Source organism: Arthrobacter sp. SLBN-112, from assembly GCF_030944625.1.
Lineage (GTDB): Bacteria > Actinomycetota > Actinomycetes > Actinomycetales > Micrococcaceae > Arthrobacter.
On record NZ_JAUSXY010000001.1, the window covers coordinates 824,416 to 847,570 of the forward strand.

The 23,155-nt window shown below is 66.3% G+C and carries 13 protein-coding genes and 1 pseudogene; 13 read left to right on the forward strand and 1 reads right to left on the reverse strand.

Annotated features, from left to right (window positions below; all coding sequences use genetic code 11):
• Positions 1–28 precede the first annotated feature (28 nt).
• From QF050_RS03900 to QF050_RS03955, 12 genes and pseudogenes are all read left to right on the forward strand, one after another.
• Positions 29–1,492 carry a glycosyltransferase 87 family protein gene (locus QF050_RS03900; protein WP_308929244.1) on the forward strand — a complete coding sequence of 488 codons (1,464 nt, stop codon included), beginning with the start codon at positions 29–31 and terminating at the stop codon, positions 1,490–1,492.
• Positions 1,485–2,927 (forward strand): NAD(P)/FAD-dependent oxidoreductase, encoded by a 1,443-nt coding sequence (locus QF050_RS03905; RefSeq protein ID WP_308929245.1) that lies wholly within the window; start codon positions 1,485–1,487, stop codon positions 2,925–2,927. The genes QF050_RS03900 and QF050_RS03905 overlap by 8 nt, the downstream gene beginning before the upstream one ends.
• Positions 2,928–3,012: 85 nt before the next feature.
• Positions 3,013–5,001: a penicillin-binding transpeptidase domain-containing protein gene (locus QF050_RS03910; RefSeq protein WP_308929246.1), complete on the forward strand. Its 1,989-nt coding sequence runs from the start codon at positions 3,013–3,015 to the stop codon at positions 4,999–5,001.
• A 25-nt stretch (positions 5,002–5,026) separates the two neighbouring features.
• Positions 5,027–6,711 (forward strand): annotated as a pseudogene (locus QF050_RS03915) (ATP-binding cassette domain-containing protein).
• A gap of 54 nt (positions 6,712–6,765) precedes the next feature.
• Entirely contained in the window at positions 6,766–7,539 is a 774-nt protein-coding gene (locus tag QF050_RS03920; protein WP_308929247.1) for a DeoR/GlpR family DNA-binding transcription regulator, read from the forward strand.
• Positions 7,536–8,744, forward strand: a complete 1,209-nt coding sequence (locus tag QF050_RS03925) for an MFS transporter (RefSeq protein WP_308929248.1) — start codon at positions 7,536–7,538, stop codon at positions 8,742–8,744. Before QF050_RS03920 ends, QF050_RS03925 begins: the two co-directional genes overlap by 4 nt.
• 72 nt (positions 8,745–8,816) lie before the next feature.
• On the forward strand, positions 8,817–10,313 hold the full coding sequence (locus QF050_RS03930) for a phosphatase PAP2 family protein (RefSeq protein WP_308929249.1): 1,497 nt from the start codon (positions 8,817–8,819) through the stop codon (positions 10,311–10,313).
• Positions 10,314–10,463: 150 nt separating this feature from the next.
• Positions 10,464–11,387, forward strand: a complete 924-nt coding sequence (locus QF050_RS03935; protein ID WP_308929250.1) for an ABC transporter ATP-binding protein — start codon at positions 10,464–10,466, stop codon at positions 11,385–11,387.
• Positions 11,387–12,280, forward strand: a complete 894-nt coding sequence (locus QF050_RS03940) for an ABC transporter permease (RefSeq protein WP_308929251.1) — start codon at positions 11,387–11,389, stop codon at positions 12,278–12,280. Before QF050_RS03935 ends, QF050_RS03940 begins: the two co-directional genes overlap by 1 nt.
• Before the next feature lie 272 nt (positions 12,281–12,552).
• Entirely contained in the window at positions 12,553–13,959 is a 1,407-nt protein-coding gene (locus QF050_RS03945) for an amino acid permease (protein ID WP_308929252.1), read from the forward strand.
• Between the two features lie 20 nt (positions 13,960–13,979).
• On the forward strand, positions 13,980–15,281 hold the full coding sequence (locus QF050_RS03950) for a M18 family aminopeptidase (protein WP_308929253.1): 1,302 nt from the start codon (positions 13,980–13,982) through the stop codon (positions 15,279–15,281).
• A gap of 294 nt (positions 15,282–15,575) precedes the next feature.
• Positions 15,576–18,305: a WecB/TagA/CpsF family glycosyltransferase gene (locus QF050_RS03955; protein WP_308929254.1), complete on the forward strand. Its 2,730-nt coding sequence runs from the start codon at positions 15,576–15,578 to the stop codon at positions 18,303–18,305.
• Between the two features lie 41 nt (positions 18,306–18,346).
• On the opposite strand, the gene QF050_RS03960 is transcribed toward QF050_RS03955, so the two are convergent.
• On the reverse strand, positions 18,347–18,688 hold the full coding sequence (locus QF050_RS03960; protein WP_308929255.1) for a hypothetical protein: 342 nt from the start codon (positions 18,686–18,688) through the stop codon (positions 18,347–18,349).
• Here QF050_RS03960 and QF050_RS03965 point away from each other — a divergent pair.
• On the forward strand, positions 18,678–23,120 hold the full coding sequence (locus QF050_RS03965) for a DUF4082 domain-containing protein (RefSeq protein ID WP_308929256.1): 4,443 nt from the start codon (positions 18,678–18,680) through the stop codon (positions 23,118–23,120). The genes QF050_RS03960 and QF050_RS03965 overlap by 11 nt on opposite strands.
• The last annotated feature ends 35 nt before the right edge of the window (positions 23,121–23,155 follow it).

Below are 23,155 nucleotides of genomic sequence, written 5' to 3' on the forward strand. Positions count from 1 at the left end.
GTGGGGAGCCGGCTGTAAGCTCGACTCCATGCACGAGACCCAGCCGCCGGAGGGTGGACGACGGCCCCGAATCGTGGTGCCAAGCCGGAGCGATGCACTGCTCCGGAATTTCACGGAGGTGATCGGCGGCCCGCTCGGGAGCCGGGCGGATCCCGGCGTCGCCTCCCCCGGCATCTACACCGTGGAACGGGTGCTGGTGGTCCTGACCGCACTGGCGGCCCTGGTGGGCATCCTGCTCAAAGGCTATTGCCGGGTCAACGGCTGGGAGACACCAACCCAGTTCTACGCAACCTGCTACTCGGACTTCCCGGAGCTGTTCCGGAACCGCGGCATGGCGCAGGGGGTTTTCCCCATCCTTGGCAGCGGCAGCCAGTTTGAGTATCCGGTGCTCATCGGATTGATTGCGGGGCTGACGGCCTGGTTGGTTCCCGGTGGTGACGCCAACGCCCGGGCCTTGGCCTACTTCGACATCAACGCCGTGCTGCTGGCGGCCGTGGCGATGCTCACTGTCGTGGCAATTGCCCGCATGCCCGGGCGCCGGCCCTGGGACGCCGCCATGGTGGCGGTTGCCCCCGGAATTGTCCTCGCGGGAACCATCAACTGGGATCTTTGGGCGGCCTGCCTGCTGGCTGGTGGCATGTACTTTTTTGCCCGGCAACGGCCGGTGGCTGCCGGCATCCTGATTGGTCTGGCCACCGCAACCAAGCTCTACCCGCTGCTGGTCCTGGGGGCCATCCTGCTGCTCGCCGTGCGGACCGGACGGTGGCGGCCGTTGCTGCTGACTGCCGGCAGTGCCGCCGCCACGTGGCTGGTGGCCAACCTGCCGTTCGCGGCCGCCAATCCCACTGGTTGGGCCTATTTCTTCCAGTACAGCGCGGACCGGGGTGCCGGGTACAGTTCCCCCTGGTTCGCCTACAACCTGGTGGCGGCCAGGCTGGGCTGGTCCGGGCTGGCCCCGGACGCCGTCAGCGCCCTGTCAGCCGGGCTGTTCGTGCTGCTGTGCGCCGCAATAGCAGCCATTGCACTGACGGCTCCCCGCCGCCCCCGCCTGGCGCAGCTCGCGTTCCTGATCGTGGCAGCCTTCATCCTCACCAGCAAGGTCTACTCGCCCCAGTACGTCGTATGGCTGATCCCGCTGCTTGCCCTCGCAAGGCCGAGGTGGCGCGACTTCCTGGTCTGGCAGGGCATCGAAGCCCTGCACTGGGCCGCGATCTGGATGTACCTTGGACAGGTGACCAGCGCCGGTTCGTCCCAACACAACCTGGACATGCCGTACTACGTTCTCGCCGTTGCCGCACATATGGCCGCGGTGGCTTACCTCATGGCGCGAATCGTTTGGGACATCTACAACCCCGCATATGACCCCATCCGCCGCCATCACGTTGATGATCCGCACGGTGGACCCTTCGGGAACGCGCCAGACTGGTTCCGGCTGGATCCGGCGCGGCCTGCGGAATCCATTGTCCCCTGGAAATCCGCGTCCCGTGCCTGATGTCGCAGTAGTGGGCTCCGGTCCCAACGGGCTGTCCGCGGCAGCGGTCATGGCAAGGGCAGGGCTGTCCGTGGAAGTCTTTGAGGCTGCCCCGACCATCGGCGGCGGCACGCGCACCACCGAACTCATGCAGCCGGAACACTTCCACGACGTCTGCTCCGCGGTGCATCCCATGGCGTTGGCATCCCCGTTCTTCCGTGCCTTCGAGCTGCCCCGAAGGGTGGACCTGATCACCCCTGAGGTGTCCTACGGTTCCCCGCTGGACGGCGGCCGGGCCGCGTTGGCTTACACATCGCTGGAACGCACCGCCGCGGAACTGGGCCGGGACGGCGCTGCCTACCGCCGGCTCATGGGACCGCTGGTCCGGCACATTGACGACATCATGGATTTCACCCAAAACCAGCTCCTGCGCATCCCCCGGAATCCGGTAATGGCAGGCGTTTACGGACTCCGGACGCTTGAACAGGGAACCCGATTGTGGAACGCAAGGTTCCGGGAGGACCTTGCGCCTGCCCTCCTGAGCGGAGTTGCCGCCCATGCCATCTCGCATTTGCCTTCCCTGGCAGCGTCCGGGGCCGGCCTCATGCTCGGTGCACTGGGGCATGCCGGCGGATGGCCCATTCCCCGCGGCGGCTCTGCATCCATCGCGGCAGCCCTCGCCGACGATATCCGCGCCCACGGCGGCGTCATCCACACGGATGCCCCCATCGACCGGCTGGAACAACTTCCTCCCACCAGGGCCACCCTGCTGGATGTGGCGCCCCGCGGACTGCTGGACATGGCAGGCGAATCCCTGCCGGGCCACTACCGCAGGGCGCTCGAGGAGTTCCGGTACGGAAACGGCTCCTGCAAGGTGGACTTCATTCTGTCCGGCCCGGTGCCGTGGCAGGCCCGCGGACTTGCCGACGCCGGCACCGTCCACGTGGGCGGCACCCGGGCCGAGCTGGCGGCTTCGGAGAACGAGGTCAGTGCCGGCCGCCATCCTGAACGGCCCTATGTCCTGGTGGCCCAGCCCTCCCGGTTCGACCCGGGCCGGGCCCCGGACGGGCGGCACACGCTGTGGACGTACTGCCACGTTCCCGCAGGCTCCACGCGGGACATGACCGGCCAGGTGACGGCGCAGCTGGAGCGGTTTGCACCGGGATTCCGCGACCTCGTGGTGGAATCGCACGCCATCACGGCGGCGCAGCTGGCCCAGTACAACCGCAACTACGTTGGCGGCGACTTCAGTGCCGGCGTCATGGACGTGCGCGGCCTGATCCAGAAGCCTGTGGTGTCCCCCGTCCCGTGGCGGACCCCGCTGTTGGGCGTCTACCTCTGTTCATCGTCCACGCCCCCTGGCCCGGGCGTCACGGGGATGCCCGGGATGCACGCGGCCACGTACGCCCTGAAGGACATCTTCAAGCTGCCGGTTCCGGACCTGTCCCTCGGCTAGGTCCAAAGGACGGCGACGCTGCCACAACCGCCTGGCCTGCGGCGGCACGGCGCAGCACGCTGCCGGGCCGGGGGATAATGGCCCCATGGGGAAATCAACAAAACTTTCGCTTGCCGTAGCTGCGCTCGTCCTGGGTACTTCCCTGGTGGCCTGCGACGACGGAAAGAGCGGGGCTGAAGCCGCCGCCCAACAGCTGGCCGGCGCGGTCTCATCGCTGGACGTTGGCTCGGTGGCCTTTGACGGCAAGGACGCTGCCGCGGCCAACGACCAGCTGCACCAGGTCTTCGCGGCCCTGGATCCGCAGAAGCCCGAGGTCCAGGCAGGCGGACTCACCCTGGACGGCGATAAAGCGTCTGCGCCGCTGAGCTACACCTGGAAGTTCGGCGACGCCGAGTGGAAGTACACCAGCTCGGCGAACTTCAGGAAGTCAGGCGATAAGTGGCTGACGGTGTGGGACCCGGCGCTCCTGGCACCCGGCCTTACGGACAGCGAGATTGTCACCAAGGGTTCCCAGTCCCCCCAGCGGGCCGACATCCTTGGTGCCGGTGACGCTCCACTGGTGACGTACCGTCCCGTGGTGAATGTGGGCATCGACAAGCCGCAACTGGGTGCCGCAGACCCCGCCGATTCCGCCGGCAAGCTGGCCGCGCTGGTGGGAGTGGACCCCGCCGCCTACGTACAGCAGGTCAAGGCCGCGGGTGCGCAGGCCTTCGTTTCGGCAATCACGCTGCGTGAAGAAGGCCGGACCATCTCGGATCAACAGATCCAGGCCATCCCGGGTGCCCGCGGCATTCCCGCGTCCGTCCCGCTGGCCCCCAGCCGGACGTTTGCCCGCGCCGTGCTCGGCTCGGTGGGCGAAGCCACCGCAGAACAGATCGACGCATCGAACGGTGCCCTGGACGCCGGCGATGTCACGGGCATCGGCGGGCTCCAGCAACAGTACGACGCGCAACTCCGCGGATCGGACGCCGTCGTCATCCGGGCGCAGCGCGCCGACCTGACGCGCGAACAGATCCAGTCCGCCGGGACCGACCCCCGGCGCGTCCTTTTCCAGGTGGCAACCAAGCCCGGGACACCGCTGAAGACCACCCTCGATCCTCGGCTGCAGACCTTGGCCGAGACCACCCTGGAGGGTGTGGGGCCGGCGTCGGCCATCGTGGCACTCCGGCCCTCCACCGGCGCCGTGCTCGCCGCGGCCTCCGGTCCGGGCAGCAACGGCTACAACACGGCGATGCTGGGCCAGTACGCCCCGGGCTCGATCTTCAAGATGGTGGATTCCCTGGCAATGTTCCGGAACGGCATGAATCCGGATTCCACCGTCCAGTGCACCCCCACCCTCACGGTGGACGGGCGCACCTTCAAGAACTCCGAAGGCTACCCGGCAACGTCCCTTGGCACGGTAACCGTCCGGGATGCCTTTGCGCACTCCTGCAATACCGCCTTCATTTCCCAGCGCGACTCGGTATCGCAGAGCCAGCTCGAGGCCGCTGCCACCTCCATGGGCGTGGCGGTCGAGGCGCCGAAACTCGGCGCGGAAGCGTTCCTGGGATCCGTGCCCGGCCAAGCGCAAGGCACCGAACACGCAGCATCCATGATCGGCCAGGGCAAGGTATTGCTCTCCCCCTTGGCCGCGGCGATCATGGCCGGCTCCGTAGCCAAGGGCGCCCCCGTCTCGGCGCAGCTGGTCCTCAACCCCGACGCCGGTGCCGCCGCCGCGGGAACCACCGCAGGGTCCACGGCTCCGGCGGCTGCGCCGACAGCTACGGCCACAGCCGAAGCTCCGTCCACGGCATCGGACAAACCGATCACGGCAGCCGAAGCGGCATCGCTGGCTGACATGATGCGCGCCGTCGTCACCTCCGGCCATGCAGGGTTCCTCGCCAGCGTCCCCGGTGCGCCCGTGGGTGCGAAAACCGGAACCGCCGAGTTCGGCACCGAGAATCCGCCCAAGACGCACGCCTGGATCGTGGCCGTCCACGGCGACCTCGCCGTGGCAGTGTTCGTGGAGGACGGCGGCCTGGGCGCCACCACCTCGGGTCCGCTGTTGAAGCAGTTCCTCACCGCCGCCGGCTAGGTTCGGCCGTGGGAGGATTGACGGCGTGGCACACATTGACGTTTCCGGCATCGACTACTTCCTCTCCGACGGCACCCACAGCTCCTTAACGGCGTGACCTTCAAGGTCCCGGACGGCACCAAGACCGCCCTGATCGGGCCCAACGGCACGGGAAAAACCACGCTGTTCCGGATCATCGCCGGAGACCTGGTCCCGGACGAGGGTGCCATTGGACGGTCCGGAAACATGGGCATCATGCGCCAGTTCGTGGGGCAGGTCCGTGACGGTTCAACAGTCCGGGACCTCCTGGTGTCCGCTGCTCCTCCGGCGCTGGCGGCCGCTGCCCGCGAGGTTGATGACGCCGAGCTGGCCATGCTGGAGCACGACGACGAGCCCACCCAGATGCGCTATGCCCAGGCCATTGTGGACTGGGGAGATGCCGGCGGCTATGACGTCGAAACAGTGTGGGACGAAGTCTGCATGGCCGCGCTGGGACTGCCCTTTGACCGCGCACAGCACCGCCCGGCGTCGACCCTTTCCGGCGGCGAGCAGAAGCGGCTGGTCCTCGAAGCACTGTTCGCCGGCCCGGACGACCTCCTTCTCTTGGACGAACCGGACAACTACCTGGACGTTCCGGGCAAGCGCTGGCTGGAGGAAAAGCTCAACGAGTCGAAGAAGACGGTCTTCTTCATCAGCCACGACCGCGAACTGCTGAACAACGCCGCGGGACGGATCGTCACATTGGAGCCCGGGATCAACGGAGCCGCAGCCTGGATCCACGGTGGCGGGTTCGGATCCTACGTGGAGGCCCGCGCGGACCGGAACGCGCGCTTCGAGGAACTGCGGAAGCGCTGGGACGAGGAGCACATCAAGCTCAAGGAACTCGTCAATATGTACAAGAACAAGGCGGCCTTCCGCTCGGATATGGCCAACCGGTACCACGCCGCCCAGACCCGGCTGGCCAAGTTCCTCGAAGTGGGGCCGCCGGAGGCGCTGCCGATCGAACAGAACGTCCAGATGCGGCTCAAGGGAGGGCGCACCGCCAAGCGCGCCATCGTGGCCGAACGGCTGGAACTGACCGGCCTGATGAAGCCGTTCTCTACCGAGGTCTGGTTCGGCGACCGCGTCGGCGTGCTGGGCTCCAACGGCTCCGGCAAGAGCCACTTCCTGCGCCTGCTCGCCACCGGCGGAACCGATCCCGAGCGCGAGCACCTGCCCGTCTCGGACGTCGAGATCGCCGAGGTTCCGCACGAAGGGACCGTCAAGCTCGGTGCGCGGATCCGGCCCGGGTTCTTTGCCCAGACCCATGTCCGGCCCGATCTCCTGGGCAAGACGCTCCTGGAAATCCTGCACCGCGGCGACGAACACCGTTCCGGGCTGGGCCGGGAGGCTGCCGCCGGCGCCCTGGATGGTTACGGCCTGGCAGGGCAGTCGGAACAAAAGTACGAATCCCTCTCCGGCGGCCAGCAGGCGCGTTTCCAGATCCTGCTCCTCCAGCTCAGCGGTGCCACCCTGCTGCTGTTGGACGAGCCCACGGACAACCTCGACCTGCACTCCGCCGAAGCGCTGGAACGGGCCATTGACCACTTTGAGGGCACGGTGCTCGCCGTCACCCACGACCGCTGGTTCGCACGGACGTTCGACCGGTTCCTGGTGTTCGGATCGGACGGGAAAGTGTACGAATCAGCCGAGCCGGTCTGGGACGAACAGCGGGTGGAACGCGCCCGCTGACCACGCCGTGAACAACTTCATGAGCAAATGATCAGAAATTGATATCATTTGCTCATGAAGACGGATGAGCGGCACAGGCTTATCGCCGATATCCTCCGGCAACAAGCCGAAGTCAGCGTGGAAGAGCTGATGCTGGCCTGCGACGCCTCCGGGCCCACGATCCGCCGCGACCTCGAAACACTGGCGGGCAACGGCGTCCTCCGGCGGATCCACGGCGGAGCCAGGAGCCTGATCGGGCAGGGGCAGAACCCCGGCTACGGACTGCGTGAGCTGGAGGACCGGGACGCGAAGAAGCGCATCGCCGCCGCCGTCGCCGGGCTGCTGATGGAACGCGAACATGTCTGGCTGGACAGCGGAAGCACGGCCACCGAAATCGCCCGTGCTGTCACCGGCCGGGAACTGACCCTGATGCCGATGTCCCTGCCCGGGCTCAATGCGGCCGCCGGCGGGGACAGTGCGGCGGGTTCCCGCCCGGCGTTGTTGCTGCCAGGGGGAAGCCTGGTGCCCGGTGAACTCTGTTTCCGGGGGCCCCTGGCCGAATCCAACATCAGGTCACTGCGGTTTGACACCGCCGTGGTCACCCCATGTGCCGTGGACTTCACTGACGGCCTCCTGGCCCACGACCTGGACGATGCCGCTCTCAAGAGAGCCGGCCTCGACTCTTCAGCACGGGTGATTGTTGCCGCATCGGCGGCAAAATGGCAGGCGCACGCGAGGGTCCTCATCGGCGGCCTGGACCAGGTGGACGTGATCGTGACCGACCGGAAATTCAGTGGCCAGGAACAAGCCCAACTCGACAAGTACTCCGTGGAAGTAGTGAACGTATGAGCATCAATGCCGGTACTGAACAGCATGCGGGACTAAAAGCGGCGGCCGCGGCCACGTTTGTGGTCTTCGGCATCAATGGGCTCGTGTTCGCCAGTTGGGCAGCCAGGATCCCGGCAGTCACGCAGACGCTGCACATCACGTCCGGCCAGATGGGCACGCTGCTGCTGTGCACGGCGGTGGGGTCGCTTCTGGCACTCCCCACGGCGGGAATGGTGGTGGGCCGGATCGGCACGGCCAACACCGTCCGCTTCGCCGGGCTGCTGGCCGCGGCCGCGGGTGCAGGCATTGCCATGTCACTGTCAGCCACGTCCATTCCCGGAACCGCGGTATCGCTGTTCTTCTTCGGCATCGGCATCGGACTGTGGGATGTAGCGCAAAACATCGAAGGGGCCGACGTCGAACACAAACTTCGCCGGACCATCATGCCGCAATTCCATGCGGCCTTCAGCGGGGGTGCGTTTGTGGGCGCGCTGGTGGGCGCCGGCCTTTCGAGCCTGGGTGTGGACCTTCCGCTGCACCTGATGGTCATCGCAGGCGTCGTGGTGCTGGTGGCCCTGACCGCGCCGCGCTTCTTCCTCCCCCACATTTCCACCGCGGCCACCCCCGGGGAACCAAAGGCCGCCAAGGGCCCCTCTGCATGGCGGGACAGCAGGACACTGCTGATCGGTGTCGTAGTCCTGGGAGCCACCCTCACCGAGGGGGCCGGCAACGACTGGATCGCCAAGGCTTCCGTGGACGGCCTGGCCACATCGGAGTCCACGGGAGCACTCATGTTCGCCCTGTTCGTCCTGGCCATGACGGCCATGCGTTTCCTCGGCGGCCGGGTGATCGACAAGTACGGGCGGGTTGCCGTGCTGCGGGCCAGCATGGCCGCCGCGGCCGCGGGGCTGGGTCTCTTCGTCCTGGCGCAGAATATCTGGCTTGCCGGCATCGGAGCGGCCCTCTGGGGCGTAGGCGCCGCGCTGGCATTCCCGATGGGAATGTCCGCCGCATCCGATGATCCCAGGCATTCGGCAGCACGCGTCTCCGTTGTATCCACTTTGGGTTATATATCTTTCCTGGCCGGACCACCCCTGCTCGGCTACCTCGGCGACCTCACGGGCATCCATACCGCGCTGCTGGCGATCATGGCACCGATCCTCGTGGCGCTCCTGCTGGCCGGTGCCGCCCGGCCCCTGCAGGTCGACGACACCAAAGAACCCTGACGGGAGCAAGGGCGCCGCGCAGGGAGGAACCGGAGCCCGAGGGGCAGGGCCTCCTGGGTTTAGGGTGATCACATGCAAAGCATCAGGCACCGCCGCCGGAGTTGGCCCAGCCGCGTCGATAGGTACCTTCTCCAGCATGTTTCAAACCTTCCCGGAGGCAGCCACGACGCGTTCTTCCGTCGGCTTTCGGCTTCAGCCAACCAGGGCAAGCTCTGGATCGGAACCGCAGCCGTCCTGGCGCTGTTCCCCGGCAAGACCCGGCGGGCTGCAGTCCATGGGCTGATCGCCCAGGGCGTCGCATCGGCCGTCACCAACCTGGTGTTCAAGACGCTGCTCCCCCGGACCCGGCCGCAGCCGGAACACCTCCCGGTGTTCCGCTTCGTCCACCCCCAACCCCAGAGCTCCTCCATGCCTTCGGGCCACTCAGCTTCTGCCGTCGCCTTCGCGGTGGGCGCAGGCCTGGTCCGGCCCGCGCTCGGGGCTGCCTTGGCCCCCGCGGCCCTCGGCGTGGCCTACTCAAGGGTCCACACCGGCGCGCACTGGCCCTCGGATGTGATCTTCGGTTCGGCGCTCGGCGCAGGCGCCGCTCTGGTGACCCGGCACTGGTGGCCTGTCCGGCCGCCCATCCCGCAGACAGCCCGGACCTGGGCCGAGGCGCCCGGGCTGCCCGCCGGCGAAGGCCTCAGCATCGTGGTCAACACCCTGGGTGGATCCTTCAAGGAGGAAACGGCCGCCGCCCTCAAGCAAGTATTCCCAAAGGCGCATATAAACACGGTGCAGCCCGAAGATGACCTGGTGCAGCAAATCAACGCAACCGCCGACGTGCCCGGGACCCGTGCCCTGGGTGTGTGGGGCGGCGACGGAACCGTCGGCGCTGCGGCCGCTGCCGCCGTCGACCGCTCCCTCCCCCTGCTGGTGCTGCCCGGCGGAACCCTCAACCACTTCGCGCGGGACGCGGGCACCGGAAGCCTGAAGGACGCCGTGGAAGCGGCAACCAAGGGTGAGGCAGCGCTGGCGGACATCGGCATGGTGACCGCGGAACGCGGCCTGGCGGCCAACCCCGAAGTGTCCAAACTGGTCATGCTGAACACATCGAGCATCGGGCTCTATCCCAATCTGGTGCGGCGCCGGGAGCACCTGCAGCCCGCGCTTGGAAAGCCACTGGCCGGCGTCGTCGCCATGTTCCGCACCTTCGCAGCGGGAACTCCGATCACGCTGTCCGTGGACGGCGTCCGGCACAAAGTGTGGATCGCCTACCTCGGACGGGGCCGCTACTACCCCCGGGACCACGCGCCGCTGATCCGGCCCGTCATGGACGACGGCTTACTGGACGTCCGACTGATCACCGCCGACGAATCCTTCGCCCGTGTTCGCCTGCTCTGGGCCGTACTGACCGGCACCGTGGCAAGCTCCAGGATCACCCACCTGCGTGAGGCCACGGAGGTCAGCATCGACGCGGACGGCGCACCCATGGCCCTGGCAGTGGATGGTGAAGCACTGCCGGGAGTGCGCCGGGTCGCCTACACCGTGCGGCGCAAGGCGTTGACCTACTATTCCCCGCGCCCCTGACCAGGGGAGGCGTGGTTCCCGGAGCAACCCTGATTCTCCCCTGAATCATCCCTGAATCCGGCGAAAAGCGGCTGCGGCCCCGTTAGCGTGGGGAGTGAACTCCCACAGAACGCCATCCGCAGCCGCGTGCTGCCGTCAAAAGGACTATTCATGATCGAGGCAAACGGGCTGACAAAGGTCTACGGGGCGAAGACCGCCGTCGCCGGCGTCAGCTTCACCGTCAAGGCAGGGCAAGTCACTGGATTCCTGGGCCCGAACGGGGCAGGAAAATCCACCACGATGCGCATGATCATGGGACTGGACCGGCCGACGTCGGGATCGGTCACAGTGAACGGCCTCCCGTACGTCAAGCACACGGCGCCGCTGCGCCAGGTGGGTGCCCTGCTGGACGCGAAAGCGGTCCACACGAGCCGCAGTGCCTACAACCACCTGCTGGCCATGGCAGCCACGCACGGGATTCCCAAAGCCCGGGTGCACGAAGTGATCGAGATGACCGGGCTCGACGCAGTGGCGCGCAAGAAGGCCGGCGGCTTCTCGCTGGGCATGGGCCAGCGGCTGGGCATCGCCGCCGCCCTGCTCGGCGACCCGCAGACACTCATCCTTGACGAACCGGTCAACGGGCTGGACCCGGAAGGCGTGGTCTGGGTGCGGAACCTGGTCCGTTACCTCGCCGGGCAGGGACGCACCGTGTTCCTTTCCAGCCACCTCATGAGCGAGATGGCCCAGACTGCCGACCACCTCATCGTCATCGGCCGTGGCCGGGTGATCGCCGATGCTCCCATCCGCGACATCATCACCGGCAAGGGCCAGGCACGCGTCCGCGTCCGCACCGACCAACCTGACCGGCTGTACCAGCTCCTTGCCGGCCGGGGCGCCTCCATCGAGGTTCCGGAACGTGAACTGCTGGAAGTAACCGGCCTGGAGCCCAAGGCGATCGCCGCGGCGGCCCTGGAAAGCCAGGTCATGGTCTACGAACTCACGCCCCTCACGGCCAGCCTCGAGGAAGCGTACATGGAACTGACCAAGGACGACGTCGAATACCACTCCCTGCCCGCCGCGGAGGTAAGCAAATAATGAGCGCCATGACCACAGAATCCACGGCTTCGCCCGAACCGGCATCGTCCTCCGCAGGCCACAGCCGCGGCGGCCACGGGAAATCCCTGCCCGGTCCCACGTTCCTCCGGGTGCTCAACTCGGAGGTCATCAAGTTCCGGAGCCTGCTCTCGACGCTGATCCTGCTCGCGGCCACCGCGGTTGTGATGGTGGGCTTCGGTGCGCTGTCCGCCTGGGGCACCGGCCAGTTTGCCAGCGCGGCCTCGCGGGATCCGCAGGCGGCTGTCCGGGCGGCTTCCCAAGGCGGGGACCTCGCCATCAGCGTGCCCACTTCGGGCATCGCCTTCGCCCAGCTGATCCTCGGCTCCCTGGGCGTGCTCTTGATGAGCTCGGAATTCACCACCGGCATGGCGCGGTCCACGTTCGCGGCGGTGCCTAAGAGGCTGCCCGCGTTCACGGCCAAACTGGTGGTGGTCATGGTGGTGTCCTTCGCGGTTACGGCCATCTCCACCTGGGCGGCGGGACTGGTGGCGGTTCCCATTCTGGACAACTACGGACTCAAGCTGGACCTGGGCAGCTCCGAATCCGTGAAACTGCTCCTGGTCAACAGCATCTACGTGGCGGCCGTAGCCGCGATCGGCATGGCCCTGGGCACGCTGCTTCGGAACTCCGCCGGCGGCATCATGAGCCTGGTGGGCATCTTCTTCGTGGCACCGATCGCTTTCCAGCTCATTCCCGGCGACTTCTTCAAGGAAGCCAGGAAGTACCTGCCCGGCAACACGGTTGAGCCGTTGACGGCGGCCCAGCACGTGCCGGACACCCTCGAAACATGGCAGGCGGCCTTGGTTCTGGGCGCCTGGGTGGTGATCCCCATCCTGATCGCCGCCGTCCTGCTGAAGCGCCGGGACGTGTAGGGGGTTACCCTGCGCCGGCCACCCGGACGTGGCCGGCGCGTGGTTTCCGGCACATTACAAAAGTGCCTGGCAGGAAACATTATTTGCCTCTAGTGGTTCCTGCTTGGAGTGCCGTCCTGTTGGACGCAACCAGATCTGTTGGAGTGCACAAAGCAAGGGGCATAATGGCGGACCTAGGGTGAAACGACGATGTGGTGCATCACACGGTCCGCCGGAGGTGCATCAACGAACATCGCACACTCTCTGCAATTTCCCAACAGGACGGCACTTCCATGCATGCTGACCAGCAACTCTCAAAGTCCCTGAAACCCAGGCACCTGTCCATGATCGCCATTGCCGGCGTGATCGGTGCAGGGCTCTTCGTCGGCTCGGGGGCTGCGATCCAGCAGGCCGGCCCGGGTATCCTCGTCGCATACGCAGCCGCTGGCCTGGTGGTCATCCTGGTGATGCGCATGCTGGGGGAGATGGCCGCCGCGAACCCGGAGACGGGTTCCTTCTCCACCTATGCGGACAAGGCAATGGGCCGCTGGGCCGGGTTTAGCATCGGCTGGCTCTACGCCTGGTTCTGGATCATCGTCCTGGGTATCGAGGCCACCGCAGGTGCGGCCATCATGCACCGGTGGGTGCCAGGCATCGACCAGTGGGTCTGGGCCCTTGCCCTCATGGTGTTGCTGACCCTGACCAACCTCGGCTCGGTGAAGTCCTACGGCGAGTTCGAGTTTTGGTTCGCGTCCATCAAAGTGGCCGCCATCGTCCTGTTCCTGGTCTTCGGCGCCGCCGCCATCCTGGGACTCATCCCCGGCGTTCCGGCTCCCGGCCTGAGCAACCTGGTCAACAACGGAGGATTCATGCCGAACGGGCCGGGCGCAGTCCTGGCCGGCATCCTCGTGGTGGTCTTCTCCTTCTTCGGCGCCGAGATCGCTACCATTGCCGCCGGCGAATCCGAAAACCCCGTGGACGCCGTGAAGAAGGCTGTGAAGTCCACCGTGTGGCGCATCCTGGTGTTCTACATCGGTTCAATCGCCGTGGTGGTCACCCTGTTGCCCTGGAACTCGGCCTCCGTCGCCAAGAGCCCCTACGTTGCTGTCATCGAACTCTTCGGCATCCCCGGCGCCGGAACCATCATGGACGTCGTGGTCCTGACCTCCGTCCTGTCCTGCCTCAACTCCGGGCTCTACACCGCAAGTCGTATGCTGTTTTCGCTCTCCACCCGCGGTGACGCCCCGCGCTCGTGGATGCGGATCTCCCGGCGCGGTGTTCCCGCCGCGGCCGTGCTCGCCTCCACGGTGGTCGGCTTCGTCACGGTGGGCCTGAACTACATCGCCCCGGACACGGTGTTCCTCTTCCTGGTCAACACCTCCGGTGCCATCGCCCTGTTCGTCTGGCTTGTCATCTCCGTGTCCCAGCTGATCCTCCGCCGCCGGATGGGCGCCGCAGCCCAGGGCCTGCAGCTGAAGATGTGGCTGTTCCCGTACCTCACCTGGGCAGCCATCGTCAGCATCGTGGCCCTGCTCATCGGCATGGTGATCGTGGAATCAACCCGCGAATCACTGCTGCTCTCCATCGCATTGGCCCTGGTGGTGGTTGCCGTGGGCGTGCTGCGCTACCGGCGCAAGGACGCGGCAACGGCAACGGAACCGGCCGTGGCATCCGAGGCTGCCGCGGCACCCGTGGAGTAGGCCGCACTAGACTCGGGACCATGCCTTTGACTTCCTCTGCCGCAGACCACATCCAGGACCTTGGCGCCTATGTCAGCGCATCGCCGTCGAGCTTTCACGCCGCCCACGAGGGCGGCCGGCGGCTGGAGGAAGCCGGCTTCCTCCGCCTGGACGAGCTGCAGCCGTGGGAGGGCGGGCCCGGCTCCTTCTTCATGATCCGCGACGGCGCTCTGATCGCCTGGGTGGTTCCCGAAGGAGCCGGACCTGCCACCGGCTTCAACATCCTGGGGGCGCACACCGATTCGCCGTCCTTCAAACTCAAACCGAAGCCCACCACCGGCGCCCACGGCTGGCTCCAGGCCGGGGTGGAGATCTACGGCGGCCCCCTGCTCAACTCCTGGCTGGACCGTGAGCTGCGGCTCGCGGGCCGGCTGGTGATGCTCGACGGCACGGAGCACCTGGCCGCCACCGGACCGCTGCTCCGCTTCCCGCAGCTGGCCATCCACCTGGACCGGGCTGTGAACGAAGGGCTCGCACTGGACAAACAGCGCCACATGAACCCGGTGTGGGGGCTGGGAAATCCCACGGACTCGGACCTGCTGGGCGTCCTGGCCGCATCGGTTGCCGGTGCCTCCGTCGATCCGGCGGACATTGGCGGGTACGACGTCGTCATTGCGGACACACAGGCGCCTGCGGTTTTCGGGGGCAAGGGGGAGTTCTTCGCATCAGGGCGGTTGGACAACCTTTCGGCCACGCACGCGGGGCTGGCGGCCCTGATTGCCCATGCGGGGTCCGGCACGGCCGGCGGACCGATTGCGGTCCTCGCCGCGTTCGACCATGAGGAAATCGGCTCCAACTCGCGCTCCGGTGCCTGCGGGCCCATCCTTGAGGACGTGCTGGTGCGCATCTCGGACGGCCTTGGCGCAACGGTGAGCCAGCGGCGCCAGGCCCTGGCGGCGTCGTTCTGCCTCTCAGCCGACGCCGGGCATGCGGTCCACCCCAACTACGCCGAGCGGCACGATCCCGCCAACCATCCTGTCCTCAACGGGGGACCGCTCCTGAAGATTAACGCCAACCAGCGCTACGCCACTGACGCGTTGGGCGCGGCGTTCTGGGCCCGGCTCTGCGGCGAAGCGGGCGTGCCCTACCAGGAATTCGTCTCCAATAATGTGGTGCCCTGCGGTTCCACCATCGGACCGCTCACGGCCACGCGGCTGGGGATACGGACCGTGGACGTGGGCGTGCCGCTGCTGTCCATGCATTCCGCACGCGAGCTGTGCGGAGTGGAGGATCCCCTCCGTCTTGCCGCCGTCTCGGAACTGTTCTTCCGGACGCCGGCATAGCCAGGCAGTTTGTGGCACCACAAAGGTTCGTGCGGGTACCCACATAGGTAGCCCACCGGGCTCCGGTTAGAGGGTTTCCCCGGCCTACGGTGGGGAAACACGGATGCCGTTGGGTGTCCGGCCCACGGTTCCGGGCCGGATGCCAGGTCCTCGCAGTCCTGCCAACCGATGGCATCCGTCGACAACTGACAGATGCGACAGGTGCCGTGCCGGGTGACCGGTGCGCGGCTGAAACGGGGAGTGCAGACCCCTTTTCCGGCCGACGTGCTCCTGCGCTGTGACCATGGAGCCGGAATGACATCTGCACTTGGACGCCTGCCCCGCCGCATCCACAAACTGGGGATGGCCGGGTTGGTGGCACCGCGGGGAACAGCAGCCCTAGAGGGTCCCCGGAAACGGGCCGTCACGCTCGGCGGCGTCAGGGTGGACCTGATGAGCCGTGAAAACGCCCTCGCAGCCATTAGGGAACGCGCCGCAGGCAACGCCGAAGTCCCCTTGGGAGTGCTGTCGGCGAACCTGGACCACGTTAACCACTTCGGGACGGGCAGCCGCTGGGAAGGAACGCTGGGAGTACCGTCGCTGGAGTGGCTGGCCCTCCTGGATGGGGCCCCGCTGGTGTCCAAGGCGGAGGAACTCACAGGCCAACGGTGGCCGCGCCTTGCGGGGAGTGACCTGATCGGGCAAATACTCGATGACGCCGCGGCACAGGGGCGGTCCGTCGGTTTCCTGGGCGGCAGTCCGGAAGCGCAGCAGTTGGTTGCCGCCCGGCTTGAAGCAGAGCGCCCCAATTTGCGCGTGGCCGGGTGGTGGGCGCCCGCCCGCCCGATGCTCACTGATACCGCCGCCGTCGCGGAATTGTGTGCGGACATCCGGGCCGCGGGGGTGGACATCCTGGTGGTGTGCCTGGGTAAACCACGGCAGGAACTCTGGATCCGCGAGTACGGGGAGCTGACCGGGGCCAAGGTCCTCCTTGCGTTCGGGGCAGTCATCGATTTCCTGGCCGGCCACATCCGGCGCGCTCCGGTCCAGGTCAGCAACATGGGCCTGGAATGGGCCTGGCGGCTGGCCATGGAACCCAGGCGGCTTGCCAAACGGTACGTCGTGGAGGGGCCGGAGGCCTACCTGAAGCTTCGCCGGCACAGTTTAGATGGTGCGCCGCAGGCGACTTCGGGCGATGTCCCTGAAGCCGATTCCGGTTCCCTTCTCGGGACCCGCGCCGCAGCAGACGGCTTCACCTCCACCGACGAACACGCCGACGTTGCCGCGCTGGTGGTGACCTACAACAATGGTGCGGACGTGTGCGGGCTGCTGGAGAGCCTCCGGCTCCAGACCCGGGAGCAGTCCATCAAAGTGCTGGTTGCGGACAACTCGCCGAACCCGGAGACGCTTTCCTGCCTGCAGGAGTTTCCGGGCGTGGCCGCCTTCGCCACCGGGGGAAACCTCGGGTACGCGGGCGGCATCAATGCGGCCTGTTCGAAAGCGGGAAGTGCGGATGCCTACCTGGTCCTCAACCCGGACCTCAGGCTCTGCCCGGGAGCGGTCCTGGCTCTGCGGAAGTCCATGGAGAGCACCGGCGCGGGAGTGGTGGTGCCCTTGTTGCGTGACGATGATGGAAGCGTCTACCCCTCGCTGCGCCGGGAGCCGAGCATCTCGCGCGCGCTGGGCGACGCCCTGCTGGGAAGCAGGTTCCGAGGACGTCCGGGGTGGCTGACGGAGATGGACTTCGACGCGGAAAGCTACGCCCACCCGCACAAAGTGGACTGGGCCACCGGGGCTGCGCTGCTGATCCGCTCCGACATCGCGGAGCAGGTTGGCGGTTGGGACGAGTCCTACTTCCTGTACTCGGAAGAGACGGACTACCTGCACCGCGTCCGGGAGCTCAAGGCCGCCGTCTGGTTCGAGCCCCTTGCAGCCATGGTCCACTCCCGTGGCGCGTCCGGGAGCTCGCCGTCCCTCGATGCGCTCATGGGGGCGAACCGGATCCGCTATGTCCGCAAATTCCATCATGGCAGCTACGCAAGCACCTTCCGTGCCGCCGTCGTACTTTCTGCCCTGCTGCGCGCACCGCTGCCGGCCCACCGGGGAATCCTGGGACTGATCGCGAGGGAGTCCCGGTGGGCCGACCTGCCCCACGCCGTTGCCTATCCGGGCCGCCCGGAGCAGGAAGGGGATTTTCCCTCCGGCACGGTCATCATTCCGGCCCACAATGAAGCCTCGGTCCTCGGACGGACGCTGGAAGCACTCAAGGGGCCCCTCGCCGGCGGGAACGTGGACGTAGTGGTTGCCTGTAACGGATGCACCGACGGGACAGAGGCCGTGGCCGGTGCCGTTCCAGGCGTCCGGGTGGTCACCGTGGAAGAGGCGTCCAAGACCGCTGCCCTCAACGCCGGCGACCAAGCCGCCGGCCGGTGGCCGAGGCTGTACGTGGACGCCGACATCGAGGTACCGGCGGCAGCGCTGCGTGCCACATTGGAGGCACTTTCCGACGACGACGGGCCCTTGTGCGCCCGGCCCGCCTTCGCCTACGACACGGCGGGCGCCTCCTGGGCGGTCCGCGCCTACTACCGGGCACGAAACCGGCTTCCGCAGGCATCGGCGTCGATGTGGGGTGCAGGCGTCTACGGCCTGAGCCGCAAGGGCCATGAACGGCTGGGTGAATTCCCGCCCGTCACGGCCGACGACTGCTACATCGACCGGCTGTTCGATGCCTCCGAAAAAGCAACGATCGCCTGTCCGCCGGTGACTGTCCATACACCGCGGACCGGGAGGGCACTGCTCTCCACCCTCAAGCGCGTGTATCGGGGGAATTCCGAACTCCGCGATGTTCCGGGTGCCCATGCGGGCAGGACGCTGGGGCAACTGGGGCATTCAATCAAGGGCCCCGGCTCCGCGATGGATGCCGCAGTGTATGCCGTCTTCGCCCTTGCGGGCCGTGCGGCCCGACGCCGAAAAAGCCCCGCCTGGGAGCGGGACGACAGCAGCCGCAATTATGAATTGCAGTCGTGGGGAGTGGGCTCGGGTTGAATTCCCGGAATTACCCTGGCGAAATTTCATTCCCGCATTCCTCAATGGCCGCCTATTCCTTGATTCGGGTAGTGCAGGCACCTGGCGCCCAAATGGCTATTAACGTCTCGAATTGGAGTTAAAGTGTTTGCAAAATCAAAGCCCGTTGAAGGCAGACTGCGTACGGCAGCAAGTTTTTCCGTACTGTTCCTCATCGCCGCGATGTTGTCTTTCAGTTCCACGCTTTCCCAGGCGCCGGCGGCCCACGCCGACGCCTGCACACCCCCCGTTGCCAGCGCCGTCGCCTGTGAGAACTCGCTGCCCGGCACGCCCTCCTCAGACTGGGAGGTTTCCGGATCCGGCGACGCGTCCATCCAGGGGTTCGGAACGGCGATGAGCGTCAACCTTGGCGAATCCATCAGCTTCAAGATCAAGACCACCGCCAGCGCCTATCACATCGACATTCTTCGGTTTGGCTATTACCAGGGAAACGGGGCCCGGAAGATCGCCGCCAGCATTCCCCTGACGGCAAAGCTGCCCCAGACCCAGCCCGCTTGCCTGACCCAGTCCGGAACGGGCCTGGTTGACTGTGGAAACTGGGGAGTGTCGGCGTCCTGGACAGTCCCGGCGTCCGCTGTCTCGGGCGTCTACTTCGCCCACCTGGTCCGGAACGATACGGGCGGGGACAGCATGATTCCCTTCGTGGTGCGCAATGACGCGAGCAAGAGCGGCATCGTGGTGCAGACGTCCGACACAACGTGGCAGGCCTACAACACCTACGGCGGCAACAGCCTCTACCAATGCACGGTGGCGTGCCCCACCGGCAATCCGCAGGCCTACAAGTCAGCGTTCAAGGTGTCCTACAACCGGCCGTTCCTTTCCACGGGCGACCAAGGCCACAGCTGGCTGATGGACACCGAATACCCGATGATCCGCTTCCTGGAGGCGAACGGCTACGACGTCAGCTACATGAGCGGCCTGGACACGGCGACGCGCGGCACCCTGCTGCTCAACCACAAGATGTTCATGTCCTCCGGACACGATGAGTACTGGAGCGGAACACAGCGAACCAACGTGGAGGCCGCCCGGAACGCAGGAGTCAACCTGGCCTTCTTCAGCGGCAACGAAGCGTTCTGGCGCACCCGCTGGGAGGCCTCGATCGATGGCAGCCAGACCTCCGGCCGCACACTGGTCTCATACAAGGACACCCACTACAACACGCCCGTAGACCCCGTTGAATGGACCGGTACCTGGCGCGACCCGCGCTTCGGCACCTCAACCGGTGGCGGGAACCCGGAGAACTCGCTGACCGGCCAGTTCTTCCTGGTCAATTCCGGCTCCGCGGACATCAAGGTCCCCGCCCAGTACGCGGGGATGCGGCTGTGGCGCAACACTGCGGCCGCCAAACTGACGGGAACGCAGTCACTCACCCTCGGAAGCGGCCTGGACACGCTGGGTTACGAGTGGGACATCGACGCCGACAACGGTTTCCGGCCCGCCGGCGCGTTCAAATTGTCCGCCACCACCGTTTCCGTCCCCGAGGCGTTCACGGACTATGGCAGCAGCACTGCCGCGTCCAGCCAAACACACAACCTGATCATGTACCGCGCTCCCAGCGGCGCGCTTGTCTTTGGCGCAGGCACAGTCCAATGGGCCTACGGCCTGGACAACTTCACCATTCCCACCAGCACGCCCGACAAGAACATGCAGCAGGCCACCGTCAACCTGTTCGCCGACATGGGTGTCCAGCCGACCACCCTGATGACGGGACTGGTGGCCGCGTCAAAGTCCACCGACACCACCAGCCCCGTTTCGACCATCACATCGGGCCTGAACGGCCAGACCCTGGCCGACGGTTCCGGCGTCACCATCTCGGGAACGGCGTCCGACGCCGGCGGGGTGGTTGCCGGCGTCGAAGTATCCACCGACGGTGGAACCACATGGCACCCGGCAACCGGTACCACCAACTGGTCCTACACCTGGACAGTCCACGGCAGCCCGGCAGTGGCCGTGAAGACCCGTGCCACGGATGATTCAGGGAATATCGAGGTGCCGGGGTCCGGGGCGTCGGTCAACGTCTCGTGCCCGTGCTCCATCTTCGGGTCCAGCATGATCCCCGACACGCCGGATTCCGGTGACGGCGGAAGTGTGGAAGTCGGGATGAAGTTCACCGCCCAGACCGCTGGAACCGTCACCGGCGTCTCCTTCTACAAGTCAAGCCTCAACAAGGGAACGCACGTTGGCAGTTTGTGGACATCGGGTGGAACCCGGCTGGCCTCGGCAACGTTCACCGGCGAGACGGCAACAGGCTGGCAAACGGTCAACTTCGCCACACCCGTGGCCATCACGGCAAACACCACGTATGTGGTCTCCTACTTCGCTCCCCAGGGACACTATGCGCAGGCGGCCGGCTTCATGTATCCAAACCCGTCGCCCATGCCGGCCGGGCACTCGTCCCTGGACAGCGGCGTGCTGCACGGGCTGAGGAACACGCCCAGCTCGGGCAACGGCGTCTATACCTACGGGGCCAGCAGCGTATTCCCCCAGTCCTCGTACAACGCCGAGAACTACTGGGTGGACGTCAAGTTCGTTCCGTCGGCATCAGTGCCGCCGGCAGTCTCTTCAACCGACCCTGCCAATGCCGCCACCAACGTGGCCATCACCAAAGCGCCGTCAGCCACCTTTAACCAGGCCGTCACGGCCGGCAGCATCACGTTTACGCTGAAGAATCCGGACAACACTGCAGTGGCAGGCAGCGCCGCCTACAGCTCAGGCACCGTCACTTTCACCCCCTCTGCCGCGCTGGCCTACAACACCACGTACACGGCGACCGTCAGCGGTGCAACCAATGCGGCCGGGCAAACAATGGCCAGTCCCTACAGCTGGACGTTCACCACCGGGGCACCGCCTCCCGCTCCGGCCGTCAGCAGCACATCGCCGGCAAACCAGGCCACCGGAGTGCCCATCTCCGCGACCCCGGCAGCGACCTTCAACCAGGCAGTGGTGCCCACCTCGGTGGTCTTCAGCGTGCTGGATCCGTCCCGGAACACGGTGCCGGGGACAACCAACTACAACTCCGCAACCAACACCTCCACCTTTGTGCCCGGCAGCCCGCTCGCGTACAACACCACGTACACGGCAACTGTCAGCGGTGCCACAAACAGTTCCGGCCAAGCGATGGCAAGCCCCTACACCTGGACGTTTACCACCGCAACCGCACCCGTTCCGCCCGCAGTGACGTCAACGCTGCCGGCAGACAAGGCGACGGCGATTGGCGTGAACACGGCACCAAGCGCCACGTTCAACCAGGTGGTCACCGCCAGCAGCATTACCTTCACCTTGCAGGCCGGAACTACAAATGTGACGGGTACCAGCAGCTACTCAGGTAACACCGTGACGTTCACGCCGGGCTCCGCCCTGTCCTACAACACCACGTACACGGCGACCGTCAGCGGGGCGACAAATGCGGCGGGCCAGGCAATGACCGCGCCCTACAGCTGGACCTTCACCACAGTGGCCCAGCCCACGGCCAATTGCCCATGCAGCGTATTTGCCTCGAATGCACTGCCCGGAACGATTGACCAGCCGGACGGATCTTCGGTTGAACTCGGGATGAAATTCCGCTCGGACATTGCCGGAAACGTCACCGGTGTCCGGTTCTACAAGAGTTCCCAGAACACCGGGACGCATACCGGAAAGCTGTGGACAAGCGGAGGGCAGTTGCTGGCCAGCGTGACCTTTACCGGAGAGTCGGGGTCCGGCTGGCAGCAGGCAAACTTCTCCACACCGGTGGCCATCCAGGCCAACACGACCTACATCGTTTCGTACTACGCACCCAACGGTCACTACTCGGCAGACGGAGCGTTCTTTACGAAGAGCGTGGACAACTATCCGCTTCATGGCCTGGCCAGCGGGGTGGACGGACTCAACGGCGTGTACCGGTACGGCACGTCCGCGTTCCCTTCCAGCAGCTACAACAACGCCAACTACTGGGTTGATGTGGTGCTGAACGGGTCCTCGTCGGTCAGTGTTCCCACGGTGTCGTCCACCTCGCCGGCCGCCGGTGCCACCAACGTCGCCACCACCACCACGGTGAAGGCGACGTACGACAGGGCAGTTGACCCAAGCACCGTGGTCTTCAACGTCAAGGACGCTGCCAACACCAACGTGCCGGGCACCCTCAGCTATGACACGTTGACCAACACCTCGGTGTTCACCCCCGCCGCCGCGCTGGCCTACAGCACAACATTCACGGCCACGGTATCCGGAGCCACCGGAAGCAACGGACAGGCCATGGCATCGCCGTACACCTGGTCGTTCACGACAGCCCCGCAACCAACGGCCGGCTGCCCCTGCAGCGTCTTCGCACCCACCGCGGTTCCATCCACCGTCACCGCCCAGGACAACTCATCGGTGGAACTGGGCATGAAGTTCACCTCTGACACCAACGCCACCGTCACGGCGGTCCGTTTCTACAAGGGACCGCAGAACACGGGTACGCACGTTGGCAAGCTCTGGACCTCAGGCGGCCAGCTGCTGGGATCGGTAACGTTCACCAACGAGGGCGCCTCGGGATGGCAGCGGGCAACGTTCGCGACGCCAATTCCGATCAGCGCCAATACGGTCTACGTGGTTTCGTACCTGGCGCCCAATGGGTATTACTCGGCGGACGGCGCATTCTTCGCCGGCAAGTCAGCGGACAGTGGCATCCTCCACGGTTTGGCGGACGGTACCAGCGGTCCTAATGGCGTCTATGCCTACGGCGCAGGAGGGTTCCCCGGCAACACCTGGAACGCCACCAACTACTGGGTGGATGTGGAAGTCACCACTCCCTAGTGGGCGGGCAGGCATAGCAGGCAGGGCAGCTCAAG